13 protein-coding genes are annotated in these 13,258 nt (G+C 58.5%); 7 read left to right on the forward strand and 6 right to left on the reverse strand.

The window, feature by feature from the left end:
- Positions 1-298 precede the first annotated feature (298 nt).
- Together eat and CVE23_RS20360 are read left to right on the forward strand one after the other, a co-directional pair.
- Positions 299-1,666, forward strand: coding sequence for an ethanolamine permease (gene eat, locus CVE23_RS20355; protein ID WP_100850234.1), 1,368 nt, complete (start codon positions 299-301; stop codon positions 1,664-1,666).
- 471 nt (positions 1,667-2,137) lie between these two features.
- On the forward strand, positions 2,138-3,355 hold the full coding sequence (locus CVE23_RS20360; RefSeq protein WP_100850235.1) for an oxalate decarboxylase family bicupin: 1,218 nt from the start codon (positions 2,138-2,140) through the stop codon (positions 3,353-3,355).
- A gap of 64 nt (positions 3,356-3,419) precedes the next feature.
- Here CVE23_RS20360 and slyD read toward each other — a convergent pair whose 3' ends face one another.
- From slyD to kefG, 4 genes are all read right to left on the reverse strand, one after another.
- Positions 3,420-4,004, reverse strand: coding sequence for a peptidylprolyl isomerase (slyD, locus tag CVE23_RS20365; RefSeq protein WP_038920409.1), 585 nt, complete (start codon positions 4,002-4,004; stop codon positions 3,420-3,422).
- Between the two features lie 143 nt (positions 4,005-4,147).
- A complete protein-coding gene (locus tag CVE23_RS20370; protein ID WP_038920410.1) occupies positions 4,148-4,342 on the reverse strand; it encodes a YheV family putative zinc ribbon protein in 195 nt (64 codons plus the stop codon).
- Positions 4,343-4,420: 78 nt separating this feature from the next.
- A complete protein-coding gene (gene kefB / locus CVE23_RS20375) occupies positions 4,421-6,226 on the reverse strand; it encodes a glutathione-regulated potassium-efflux system protein KefB (protein WP_038920411.1) in 1,806 nt (601 codons plus the stop codon).
- Positions 6,227-6,229: 3 nt separating this feature from the next.
- Positions 6,230-6,781, reverse strand: a complete 552-nt coding sequence (gene kefG, locus CVE23_RS20380) for a glutathione-regulated potassium-efflux system ancillary protein KefG (RefSeq protein ID WP_038665004.1) — start codon at positions 6,779-6,781, stop codon at positions 6,230-6,232.
- A gap of 124 nt (positions 6,782-6,905) precedes the next feature.
- On the opposite strand from kefG, the gene CVE23_RS20385 reads away from it, so the two are divergent.
- Positions 6,906-8,825, forward strand: a complete 1,920-nt coding sequence (locus CVE23_RS20385) for an ABC transporter ATP-binding protein (RefSeq protein WP_038921147.1) — start codon at positions 6,906-6,908, stop codon at positions 8,823-8,825.
- 51 nt (positions 8,826-8,876) lie between these two features.
- Here the strand turns inward: CVE23_RS20385 and CVE23_RS20390 are convergent, their stop codons facing one another.
- Positions 8,877-9,482 carry a LysE family translocator gene (locus tag CVE23_RS20390; RefSeq protein ID WP_038920412.1) on the reverse strand — a complete coding sequence of 202 codons (606 nt, stop codon included), beginning with the start codon at positions 9,480-9,482 and terminating at the stop codon, positions 8,877-8,879.
- Positions 9,483-9,616: 134 nt separating this feature from the next.
- On the opposite strand from CVE23_RS20390, the gene CVE23_RS20395 reads away from it, so the two are divergent.
- The 3 genes from CVE23_RS20395 to CVE23_RS20405 all read left to right on the forward strand — a co-directional run bounded on the left by CVE23_RS20395 (position 9,617) and on the right by CVE23_RS20405 (position 11,845).
- Positions 9,617-10,615: a hydrolase gene (locus tag CVE23_RS20395; protein ID WP_100850236.1), complete on the forward strand. Its 999-nt coding sequence runs from the start codon at positions 9,617-9,619 to the stop codon at positions 10,613-10,615.
- Positions 10,612-10,848: a YheU family protein gene (locus CVE23_RS20400; protein WP_038664995.1), complete on the forward strand. Its 237-nt coding sequence runs from the start codon at positions 10,612-10,614 to the stop codon at positions 10,846-10,848. Before CVE23_RS20395 ends, CVE23_RS20400 begins: the two co-directional genes overlap by 4 nt.
- Positions 10,849-10,975: 127 nt before the next feature.
- Positions 10,976-11,845, forward strand: a complete 870-nt coding sequence (locus tag CVE23_RS20405) for a phosphoribulokinase (RefSeq protein ID WP_038920414.1) — start codon at positions 10,976-10,978, stop codon at positions 11,843-11,845.
- 43 nt (positions 11,846-11,888) lie between these two features.
- On the opposite strand, the gene CVE23_RS20410 is transcribed toward CVE23_RS20405, so the two are convergent.
- Entirely contained in the window at positions 11,889-12,296 is a 408-nt protein-coding gene (locus tag CVE23_RS20410; protein ID WP_038664988.1) for an OsmC family protein, read from the reverse strand.
- Between the two features lie 329 nt (positions 12,297-12,625).
- Here CVE23_RS20410 and crp point away from each other — a divergent pair, with 329 nt between their 5' ends.
- Entirely contained in the window at positions 12,626-13,258 is a 633-nt protein-coding gene (gene crp / locus CVE23_RS20415) for a cAMP-activated global transcriptional regulator CRP (RefSeq protein WP_012768072.1), read from the forward strand.

Below are 13,258 nucleotides of genomic sequence, written 5' to 3' on the forward strand. Positions count from 1 at the left end.
ATGTGATCACTCCCGTTACGATGCTTGACGTCGCAATGCCGCAAATTGACCGTACGCGACACCTCCCGGTCGAATTCCCCCGGTTTGACCGCAGAGCGCAAAAATCTCCGCGCGGATGTCAAGTCGCCGGCCGACCGTCAGCGGCATTATCGAAACATGCGGACCTAGCGGGCGTGCCCGTCGCAGACAACAGCAAACGGTTGTTACAACCCGATGGTTTTTATAACTAACTGATTCTTATAAATAGGGGTGATGAAAACCGGCTGTTTTCATCCCGCGTCTTGTAGGGGAGAGCGTCATGACAATGCAGTTAAAACCCACCCTGGGTACGCTTCATCTGTGGGGAATCGCCGTCGGTCTGGTGATTTCCGGCGAGTACTTTGGCTGGAGCTACGGCTGGGGCGTGGCGGGAACATTAGGCTTTCTCGTCACTACCCTGATTATCGCCGCCATGTATACCTGCTTTATTTTCAGCTTTACCGAGCTGACCACCGCCATTCCTCACGCCGGCGGCCCGTTCGCTTACAGCCGCCGCGCCTTCGGCGAAACCGGCGGCCTGATTGCCGGCATGGCGACCCTGATCGAGTTCGTCTTCGCCCCGCCGTCGATCGCGATGGCTATCGGCGCCTATCTCAACGTGCAGTATCCGTCGCTGGATCCGCGCTACGCGGCCACCGGGGCTTATCTGATCTTCATGACGCTGAATATTCTGGGCGTGAAACTGGCGGCGATGTTCGAACTGTTTGTCACCGTGCTGGCGGTCATTGAGCTACTGGTGTTCATGGGCGTGGTGGCGCCGGGTTTCAGCATCAGCCACTTTGTCGCCAACGGCTGGGCCGGCAGCGATAATTTCGGCAGCCCGGCTATCTCCGGCATCTTCGCCGCCATTCCTTTCGCTATCTGGTTCTTTCTGGCGATTGAAGGCGCCGCCATGGCCGCCGAGGAAGCCAAAGATCCGCAGCGCACCATCCCCAAAGCCTACATCAGCGGCATCATCACGCTGGTGGTGCTGGCGCTCGGGGTCATGATTATGGCTGGCGGCGTGGGCGACTGGCGCACCCTGTCCAACATCAACGACCCGCTGCCGCAGGCGATGAAAGCCGTGGTGGGTGAAAACTCCGGCTGGATGCACATGCTGGTGTGGATCGGGCTGTTCGGACTAATCGCCAGTTTCCACGGCATCATCCTCGGCTATTCCCGCCAGTTCTTCGCGCTGGCCCGCGCCGGTTACCTGCCCGCCGGTCTGGCGAAGCTGTCCCGTTTTCAGACGCCGCACCGCGCCATTCTGACCGGGGGCGTGATTGGCATCGCTACTATCTTCAGCGACAGCTGGATCAACCTGCAGGGGATGAGCCTGACCGCCGCGATGATCACCATGGCGGTGTTCGGCGCCAACGTAATGTACATGATGAGTATGCTGAGTCTGTTCCACCTGCGTCGTACCGAACCGGGCCTGCATCGTACTTTCCATGCGCCGGGCTATCCGATCATCCCGGCTATCGCACTGGCGCTGTCCGTGGTGTGCCTGATAGCCATGCTGTGGTTTAACCCGGTGATTGGCGGCTTGTTCATCGTGCTGATGCTGACGGGCTACAGCTATTTCCTGATGACGCGTTCCCAGCGCGACAATGCCCCGCAGGACGCAATGCTGATGGGAAAAGAGTAACCGGCGTCGCTGACTGATGTGCTTTCAACGCCTCCCACGGGAGGCGTTGGGTTTTCATGATGATGCGGTTTTTATGATGGACGGTTTTGCCCGGACGGGTACACAACGTGTAAACGAGTATGACTGAACCACATCGGCCTGATTTATCCCCCCAACCAACCCGCCCAAGCTGTTTTTATCAGAACGTGCTCTTCATAAAACAAAAAAGACACATTAATTAAACAAAAAATCAACCAGCCTGTTTTTTCACCATTACTCACCGCAAACACATAAATTATATTTATATTTATTGCCAACACATCCTTACAACTCGCCTTCCCTAAAGGGATGAAACGACATCCCTCCACCACAAGAATAAATAACGTTTAACTGTAACCGGCTGTGGGTAGCGATGTGCCCACACGGAAAAACACATTCGAATGATACCCACGTCAATCATGACACCACGATCACTCAGCAAGGGAGTCGCTAATGAATGCATTAACTCGTCGAAACTTTATGGCGTTTACTGTCGGTGGAACCGTCGCGCTGGCCGCCGGTAAACTGCATGCGCAAGACAACGCCATTCCGTGGACCGGCAACGGCCAGGGCGGTAATGATCCCGGCCCGCAAAACCCACTGCGGCAAGCGCAGAACCCGGACCTGGTCAACCCGCCGTTGACCGACAACGGCACCCTGCCCAACCTGCGTTTTTCTTTTAGCGACGCACACATACGCAAAGGCAGCGGCGGCTGGACGCGTCAGGTGACGCAGCGAGAACTGGGCATTTCCACCACCATCGCCGGCGTTGACATGCGCCTCAACGCCGGCGGCATCCGTGAACTGCACTGGCACAAGGAAGGCGAATGGGCTTATATGCTGTACGGCAATGCCCGCATCACCGCCATCGACGCCGAGGGACGCTGGTTTGTCGACGATCTGGGCGTCGGCGATTTATGGTACTTCCCGCCCGGCGTACCGCACTCGATTCAGGGATTGGGGCCGGATGGTTGTGAATTTCTGCTGGCGTTTGACAGCGGTAACTTCGACGAAGACAGCACCTTTTTACTTAGCGACTGGTTCAAACATGTACCGCCGGAGGTGCTGGCAAAAAACTTCGGCGTACCGGTAGAAACCTTCAGCCATCTGCCCAGCCCGTCCGAAGAGTACATCTTTGCCGCGCCGGTGCCGGGGTCGATCGACAAAGGCGCGTTTGGCGGCGCCGGTCAGGTCGCCAACCCATTCAGTCACCGCATGCTGGCGCAAACCCCAATCAAGATGAAGGGTGGCACGGTGCGCATTACCGACTCCTCGGTGTTCAAGGTGTCCAAAACCATCGCCGCCGCGCTGGTGGAGCTGGAGCCCGGCGCGATGCGGGAACTGCACTGGCACCCCAACAATGACGAATGGCAGTACTATCTCGAAGGGGAAGGACGGATGGGGGTATTTGCTTCGTCCGGGCAGGCGCGAACGTTCGATTTTCGGGCCGGCGACGTCGGTTATGTGCCGTTCGCTATGGGGCACTATGTGGAGAACACCGGCACCACGCCACTACGCTTTCTGGAACTGTTCAAGAGCGACCACTACGCGGACATCTCCCTGAATCAATGGCTGGCGCTCACGCCGCCGACACTGGTGGAACAGCACCTGCATCTGAACGACACGTTCATGCGTTCGCTGCAAAAAACCAAAGCGCCGATCGTGCCCTGACAACTCAGTCCCTGACACAAAAAAGAAAAAGGCCGCAAACGCGGCCTTTTCGGGGAAGGGCAAATCAGTGGTGGCAACCGCAGCCGCCGTTACCGCCGCAACCGCCTTTACCGTGGTCATGATCGTGGTCGTGATCATGACCGTGGCCGCCGCAGCAACCGTCGTGATCGTGGTCATGATCGTGCGCGCCGTGTACATGGCCGTGCGCCAGTTCTTCTTCCGTCGCTTCGCGGATAGCGACCACTTCCACGTTGAATTTCAGGTTCTGACCCGCCAGCATGTGGTTGCCGTCAACCACGACGTGATCGTCCTGCACTTCGGTGATTTCTACCGGCACCGGACCCTGATCGGTATCGGCCAGGAAACGCATGCCGACCTGCAGCTCGTCCACGCCGACAAACACGTCTTTCGGCACGCGCTGAACCAGATTGTCATCATATTCGCCGTAGGCATCGTTGGCGCCGACGCTGACGTCAAAACGCTCGCCCACATCGCGGCCTTCCAGCGCTTTTTCCAGACCGGAAATCAGCGAGCCGTGACCATGCAGATAGTCCAGCGGTGCGCTCACCGGAGACTCATCAACCAATACACCATCTTCCGTACGTACCTGATAGGCCAGGCTGACCACCAGGTCTTTTGCTACTTTCATGATATCTCCTAGCGTTGGAAATCGATTTTGCGCAAATTGTAGCGGAAAAACGTCCCCATGTACTGTCCGGGATAAAAAAACTGTCTGCGATAAACTATCCCGGCAACGCTGGCCGGCAGCAATGACTTAAGGCTTGTGTCGCCCTATTCCGGGCGAAACATACCGATGATTTCGCCGGCAGGCGGGGTGGCGGCTTTTGGCGGCGTTTCCGACTGGCTCTGCTGATAACCGCAGTGCACGCACACCACCACCTCATCGTCGCCCTCGCGCCCCACCGCCAGCGTATCCTGCGAGTGGCACTTCGGGCATACCGCCCCGGCAATAAAACGTTTCCGCATGGTTGCCCTCCGGCTCCCTTTCTTGATGTATCCTGATGGTCTGCGTTCGCGGCATACTGCGGTACGCCGCGAATGCGCCTAGTGTTCGTCCCAGTCGTCCGGTCGACGTCGCTCACGCAGCATTTCGCGCTCGAAGATATCCTCCAGCTCGCGGCGGGCTTCCTTAACGCGGGAAATCTGCGCCACATCGCCTTGGCGCTGCGGCATCAGTTCGCGCAGCATGCGCATGTCGAGCCGCCGGAAATGCTGTTGCGCCCGGTAAGCCTGATGGGGATGCATCCCTAATGAGATCAGCGTTTTGCGGCCCAGCTCCAGCGCGCTGGAGAAGGTTTCGCGCGAGAACTGCGTCACGCCGACCTGCAAAAACTCGTGCGCCTCCACACGGCCGCGCGCACGGGCCAGAATTTCCAGGTGAGGGAAATGCTGCTGGCACAGATGCACGATGGTCATCGCGTCTTCCGGCTCATTACACGTAATCACGATGGACTGAGCCTGTGCCGCGCCGGCGGCGCGCAACAACTCCAGCTCGGTGGCGTCGCCGTAATAGACCTTGTAGCCGTAGCTGCGCATCAGGCTGACGGCGCTGATATCGCGCTCCAGCACGGTGATGCGCATTTTGTTGGCCATCAGCAAACGGGCGATCACCTGCCCGAAACGACCGAATCCCACCACGATCACCTGCGGCTCATCGTTTTCCACGTACGGCGTTTCGTCCGGCTCTTCCTGCGCATTGAAACGGCGCGCCAGAATACGGTCGATCAACTGCATCAGGATCGGCGTCACCATCATCGACAGGGTCACCGTCACCAGCAGCAGCGGCAACTGCGCCCCTTTCAGCACTTTGTGGGTGGCGGCGGAGGAAAACAGCACAAAGGCGAACTCCCCGCCCTGACTCAACACCCCGGCGAACTGCAGGCGTTCGGAGGAACGCAGCCCGTACAACCGCGCCAGCAGGTACAGGATAAACCCTTTCACCACCACCAGGATCGCCACGCCCGCCAACACCATCAGGATATTGGCGTACAGCACGCCGAGATTGAGCGACATCCCTACCGAAATGAAGAACAGTCCCAGCAACAGCCCTTTGAATGGCTCAATGGAAATTTCCAGTTCATGACGGTATTCGCTTTCCGCCAGCAGGACGCCGGCAATAAAGGTACCGAGCGCCATCGACAGCCCCAGCGCGTCCATGAACAGCGCGGAGCCCAGCACCAGCAACAGCGCGGCGGCGGTAAACACTTCCCGCACGCCCGAGGCGGCGATAAAACGGAACAGCGGACGCACCAGATAGCGGCCGCCGATCAACATGCCGCCGAACGCCACCACCTTCAGCACCACCTGACGCCAGTCATCCAGCTCGCCCTGCACGCCCGCCATCACCGGAATCAGCGCCAGCGCCGGGATCACCGCCAGGTCCTGAAACAGCAGCACGGAAAAGCCGAGCTGGCCGGACTCGTTGCGGTTCATGCCTTTTTCGCGCATCAGCTGCAGCGCGATGGCGGTGGAAGACATCGCCAGTCCAATACCGCCAATCAGCGCCGCCTGCCAGGAAAACTGGCTCAGATACAGCGCGCCGCCCAGCACCGCGGCGCTCAACAGCACCTGCGCCGCGCCGGTGCCGAAAATAGAACGCCGCAGCCGCCACAGCTTGGCCGGGTCCAGTTCCAGACCGATGATAAACATCAGGAACACCACGCCCAGCTCGGAAAAATGCAGGATGGCTTCCACATCACGAATGAAGCCCAACCCCCACGGACCGATGGCGATACCGGCCAGCAAATACCCCAGCACCGCGCCGATTCCCAAACGGGCGGCGATCGGCACCATCAACACGGCAACAAACAGAAACAGCACGCCGGCATTCAGCAAAGAAGAGGTTTCCATGTGCTAGGATTCTCCGCGCGGAAATGGCGACGCCAGCCAGTCGCCATAGGCTCTGGCATGCTCTTGCAATACATCCGGCGGCAAGCGCCGGGCCCAGTAAATCACCAGCGGCGACAGCCAGTGCATGTGGCACATGGTCGCCGTCATTTCAAACGGTCTCAATACGTCATCCATCGTGTAACGATTCACACCCGAAGACCGGTAAGCGTCTTGCTGCTCGCCGGTCGTCACCACCGATCGCCAGTATTTTCCGGCAAGCGCATTACCGCCGACCCCGTTGGCAAAGCCGCGGGTCAGCACCCTATCCAGCCACTCTTTCAACAAAGCCGGGCAACTGTAGGTATAAAGCGGATGCTGAAACACGATCAGCTGATGCTCGCGCAGCAACTGCTGCTCATGATGAATATCGATAAAAAAATCAGGATAGTGCGCGTAAAGATCGTGCACGGTGACATGCCCAAGCTGGCGGGCGGATTGTAATAACAGCTTATTCGCGACCGAATCCTGGGATTCCGGATGGGCAAACAGCAGCAAAATTTTTGGTGGCTGCGACATCATTCCCCTCCAAAGCGTCGTCATTGCAGGTATTTTCGGCTACCATGCTGCGCAGCAATACAACAGGACACGGCAGTCCTGATACCCGATCGGTAATTTAACATATTTGAACATTTGGCGCGTTATGATTGTTTTCTCCTCCTTGCAAATTCGACGCGGTACCCGGGTACTGCTGGACAACGCCACCGCTACCGTCAACCCCGGCCAAAAAGTCGGCCTGGTCGGTAAAAACGGCTGTGGCAAATCAACCCTGTTGTCGTTGCTGAAAGGGGAAATCAGCGCCGACGGCGGCAGCGTAACCTTTCCGCAAAACTGGGCGCTGGCGTGGGTCAATCAGGAAACCCCGGCGCTGGCGCGATCGGCGATTGATTACGTGATCGACGGCGACCGCGAGTTCCGCCAGTTGGAAGCCGACCTGGACGCGGCGAATGCCCGCAACGACGGCAACGCCATCGCCACCCTGCACGGCAAGCTGGACGCCGTTCAGGCCTGGTCGATTCAGGCGCGCGCCGCCAGCCTGCTCAACGGGCTCGGCTTTCAGCAGGAACAGTTGCAACAGCCCGTCAGCGACTTCTCCGGCGGCTGGCGTATGCGCCTGAATCTGGCGCAGGCGCTGATTTGCCGTTCCGATTTACTGCTACTCGACGAGCCGACCAACCACTTGGATCTGGACGCGGTGATCTGGCTGGAGAAGTGGCTGAAGAACTATCCCGGCACGCTGGTGCTGATCTCCCACGATCGGGATTTTCTCGACCCGATCGCCAACCGGATTCTGCATATCGAGCAGGAAACCCTGTTCGAATACACCGGTAACTACACCTCGTTCGAGCAGCAGCGCGCCACCCGCCTGTCTCAACAGCAGGCGATGTACCAGCATCAGCAGGAACGGGTCGCCCACCTGCAGCACTACATCGACCGTTTTCGCGCCAAAGCCAGCAAGGCCAAGCAGGCGCAAAGCCGTATCAAGATGCTGGAACGCATGGAGCTTATCGCCCCGGCCCACGTCGACAACCCATTCCGCTTCAGCTTCCGGGCGCCGGAAGCGTTGCCCAACCCGCTGTTGCGGATGGAAAAAGTCAGCGCGGGCTACGGCGACCGTCTGATTCTGGATTCCATCAAACTCAATCTGGTGCCCGGTTCGCGCATCGGGTTGCTCGGCCACAACGGCGCCGGGAAATCGACGCTCATCAAGCTACTGGCGGGCGAGCTTCAGCCGTTCAGCGGCGACATCGGCCTGGCCAAAGGCGTGCGTCTTGGCTATTTCGCCCAGCATCAGCTGGAGTTCCTGCGTCCCGACGAGTCGCCGTTGCAGCACCTTGTCCGGCTGGCGGAACGGGAAACCGAGCAGCAGTTGCGCGACTACCTCGGCGGTTTTGATTTCCGGGGCGACAAGGTGACCGAGCCTACCGAGCGCTTTTCCGGCGGCGAGAAAGCACGGCTGGTGCTGGCGCTGATCGTCTGGCAGCGCCCCAACCTGCTGCTGCTCGACGAACCGACCAACCACCTGGATCTCGACATGCGTCAGGCGTTGACCGAGGCGTTGATCGACTTCGAAGGCGCGCTGGTCGTGGTGTCTCATGATCGTCACCTGATCCGATCCACCACCGACGATCTCTATCTGGTGCATGACCGCAAGGTCGAACCGTTTGACGGCGATCTGGAGGATTACCAACAATGGCTGCTGGATGCGCAGAAGCAGGATAACGCAACGGAATCCGCCTCCAGAGACAACGCCGCCAACAGCGCTCAGTCGAGGAAGGATCAGAAACGGCGCGACGCCGAGTTACGCACGCTGACCCAACCGCTGCGTAAGCAGATTACCCAACTGGAACAACAGATGGAGAAACTGCAAACCGCGCTGACCGCAGTGGAAGAACGCCTGGCCGACAGCGCGCTTTATGACGTCAGCCGTAAAAGCGAACTGACCGAGTGCCTGCAAAAGCAAAGCGCGACGAAAGCGGATCTGGAAAACGCCGAAATGGCCTGGCTGGATGCGCAGGAGCAACTGGAGCAGTTGCTGCGCGACGCGGAAAGCCAGGGGTAAAAACCCGACTTCACGCCCAAACGGCGGGCAACGCACGGCCCGCCGCACCCATCAATGCCAGATCATCAGCACGCAGGTCGCCGTCAGCAACCCCATCGCGAGATTGAAAATCTTCCAGGCGCGCGGGCTACGCAACAAGCGGCCGATCATCGCGCCGAATCCCAGCCAGATAACCCCAGCCACGAAATTGACGCACACCATCGCAATGCTGATAGCCACCACCGACCCTGCGTAACCGTCGCCTGCCAGGCTAAACCCCGCCACCGCGCCCAACGCCATCAGCCAGGCCTTCGGATTGAGGAATTGCAGCAACCCGCCCTGATACAGCGGTATCGGCGCCGACGGCGCGGTGTCGGTATCCAGTTTTTCATACGCCGCGGTGGCGATCTTCCACGATAACCATAGCAGATAGGCGCTGCCCAGCACCTTCAACGCCAGATGCAGCGACGGATAAAGCAGGATCACGCTCCCCAGCCCCAGCGCCACCAGCAGCAACATGCTTTGCATGCCGACCATGATGCCCAGCATCAACGGCATAGAACGCAATACGCCAAAATTGGCGGCGGAGGCGGTAAGTAGCATATTATTGGGGCCGGGCGTAATGGCGGCGACCCACAAGAAACCGAGCATTGAAAGAAACAGACTGAAGTGCTCCATGAAACGACAATCCTGTAACAGAAGGGACGTCACAACCTAGCAGCGTGATGTGATGCAGACAAGCTTTTCGCGATGCCGCTACAGGCATCGCCGCCACGGGCATCACGACACCTTTTCATCATGGCTTTCTGGTTATGAATAATTCTTCTCACCGTAGCGAGTGTTTTCAGCCCTTGCCGGGCGTGCGCAATCCCCATCTGCAGACTCTGCTGCCGCGCCTGCTTCGACGCCATCCGGCGCTGAAACCGGTCTGGCAGCGGCTGACTATGCCGGACGGGGATTTTGTCGATCTCGCCTGGAGCGAAACGCCGGCTCAGGCGAAACACAAACCTCGCGTGGTGCTGTTTCATGGTCTGGAGGGCAGTTTCCACAGCCCTTACGCCCACGGGTTGATGACCGCCTGCCAGCGGCGCGGCTGGCTGGCGGTGGTGATGCACTTTCGCGGTTGTGGCGGGCAGCCCAACCGTCTGCCGCGCGCCTATCACGCCGGCGAAACCGAAGACGCCCGCTATTTTCTGCACTGGCTGAACCAGACGCTGGGCGCCGCGCCCACGGCGGCGGTCGGGGTATCGCTGGGCGGCAACATGCTGGCTTGCCTGCTGAGCGGTCAGGACGCGCCCGTCACGCTGAACGCCGCGGCGATCGTCTCCGCGCCGTTGATGCTGGAGCCTTGCAGCCACCGTCTGGAGCACGGGTTTTCCCGGCTGTACCAGTCGTATCTGCTTAATCTGTTGCGCCGCAGCGCCTTGCGCAAACTTTCCGCCTACCCCGGCAGCCTGCCGATTTCCGCCGAACGGCTACGTCAGGTACATCGCCTGCGGGAGTTTGACGACCTGGTGACGTCACAGCTGCATGGGTTTACCGGCGCGACGGACTACTACCGGCGCAGCAGCGCGCTGCCGCGGTTATCGCACATCCGCCAGCCGTTGTTGATCATTCAGGCCAAAGACGACCCGTTCATGACGCCGGCCGTGATCCCCGATACATCGCAATTGCCGGCCAACATCGACTACCAACTGACGGAATGCGGCGGCCATGTCGGCTTTGTCGGTGGGTCGTGGCGCAAACCCGAACTGTGGCTGGAACACCGTATTCCCGACTGGTTTACCCCTTATCTGGAGCAGAACGCATGATCATTCCCTGGCAAGAACTGGCGTCGGAAACGCTGCAAAACCTGATTGAATCGTTCGTCCTGCGCGAAGGGACCGACTACGGCGAGCAGGAGCGAACGCTGGATGAAAAAGTGGCCGATGTACGCCAGCAACTGGCGCAGGGCGACGTGGTGTTGGTCTGGTCTGAACTGCATGAAACCGTCAATATCATGCCCCGCAGTCAGCTCAGCAGCGGTGAACGGTATCAGCCCTGAATCAATCGCTTAAAAACGTAAATTGGCGTGTCACCGCGGTATAAACATGCTAACAATTATCAGATATCTCTGACCGGAGTTGGCACCATTCACCGGAGGTTGCACCATTCACCGGAGGTTGCACACCATGTCGCACCAGCATCCAATTATCGCGGTCACCGGCTCCAGCGGTGCGGGGACCACCACCACCAGTCTGGCGTTTCGCAAGATTTTCCAGCAACTGAATCTTCGCGCCGCGTTGGTGGATGGCGACAGCTATCACCGTTACACCCGGCCGGAAATGGATATGGCGATCCGCAAGGCGCGGGATTTGGGCCGCCACATCAGCTATTTCGGGCCGGAAGCGAACGACTTCTGCCAGCTAGAACACTCCTTTATCGAATACGGCCACAGCGGCACCGGCCAGACCCGCAAATACCTGCACACTTACGACGAGGCGATTCCCTACAATCAGGTGCCGGGCACCTTCACCCCGTGGGAGCCGATGCCGGAACCGACCGATCTGTTGTTCTACGAAGGGTTGCACGGCGGCGTAGTCACCGACCAGCACGATGTGGCGCAGCATGTCGACCTGCTGGTCGGCGTGGTGCCGATCGTCAACCTGGAGTGGATTCAAAAGCTGGTGCGCGATATCAACGAGCGCGGTCACTCCCGCGAAGCGGTAATGGATTCCGTCGTACGTTCGATGGAAGATTACATCACCCACATCACTCCGCAGTTTTCCCGCACGCATATCAACTTTCAGCGCGTGCCGACGGTGGACACCTCCAACCCGTTTGCCGCCAAAGCCATTCCGTCGATGGACGAAAGTTTTGTGGTCATCCACTTTCAGGGGCTGGACCACATTGATTATCCCTACCTGCTGGCGATGCTGCAGGGTTCGTTCATTTCCCACATCAACACGCTGGTGGTGCCGGGCGGCAAAATGGGGCTGGCGATGGAGTTGATCATGATGCCGCTGGTGCAGCGGTTAGTAGAAGGTAATCATATTGATTAAGCGACGCGGCGGGCGGTGAAGTTAGCCGCCGCGTGCAGGCAATTCAGTCGAGCGCGATCACTTCATGGCTGTGGGTAATCGTCACCGCCTTCTCCAGCATCAGCGCCACGGAGCAGTATTTCTCCGCCGACAGCGACACCGCGCGCTCTACCGCCTTGTCGTTCAGCCCCTTGCCGGTAACGATAAAGTGCAGGTTGATGGCGGTGAACAGGCGCGGCGCTTCCGCACGGCGTTCAGAGGTCAGACGCACTTCGCAGTCCGCCACATCATGACGGCCTTTCTGCAGGATAGACACCACATCAATGGCGCTGCACCCGCCTGCCGCCATCAGCACCATTTCCATCGGGCTGGGGGCTTTATCGCCGGCGTTACCGTCCATCAGCAACTGATGTCCGGACGCGGATTCGCCAAGAAACGTTAACCCTTCAACCCATTTCACCCGAGCCTGCATAAGTTTGCCCTCAATCAATTATTTTTGAAATTTTACACCGCTTATGTACAAAAAAGCCTGATAATCAGAGCTTAATCATGCTGAAGCGAGACAACACAAGACACTACACTCAACCTGTGTTACAAACGAAGAAGTAAACCGGTGTATGTTGAGCCTCTGCAAGACCCGCAGCCGGCTTACTGGCGTCATCCGATAGACAGCCTCAGTATATTTATTCCCTGACGTCATTCCGCCAGGACGGAATTGAATTATAACTATGTTATCACGCCGTACAGGGAACTCTGAGCCCTGTGATTTGCGCAGTGAATTACAACAGAGGATAACAGCGAATGGTTCTCGGCAAACCGCAAACAGACCCGACTCTCGAATGGTTCCTTTCTCATTGCCACATTCACAAGTACCCATCGAAGAGCACTCTGATTCATCAGGGTGAAAAAGCAGAGACGCTTTACTACATCGTGAAAGGCTCGGTTGCCGTGCTGATCAAGGATGAAGAAGGCAAGGAAATGATTCTTTCTTATCTGAATCAGGGCGATTTTATCGGCGAACTTGGCTTGTTCGAAGATGGGCAGGAACGCAGTGCGTGGGTCCGGGCGAAGACTGCCTGCGAAGTCGCTGAGATTTCCTATAAAAAATTCCGCCAGCTGATTCAGGTCAACCCGGATATTCTGATGCGGTTGTCCTCGCAGATGGCGCGCCGCCTGCAGGTGACCTCGCAGAAAGTCGGCAACCTGGCGTTCCTCGACGTTACCGGTCGTATCGCGCAAACCCTGCTCAACCTGGCCAAGCAGCCGGACGCCATGACCCACCCGGACGGCATGCAGATCAAGATCACCCGACAGGAGATCGGCCAGATTGTCGGCTGTTCCCGCGAAACCGTCGGTCGTATCCTGAAAATGCTGGAAGATCAGAACCTGATTTCCGCCCACGGTAAAACCATCGTGGTGTACGGCACCCGCTGA

This window comes from Dickeya fangzhongdai (assembly GCF_002812485.1).
GTDB classification, from domain to species: Bacteria; Pseudomonadota; Gammaproteobacteria; order Enterobacterales; family Enterobacteriaceae; genus Dickeya; species Dickeya fangzhongdai.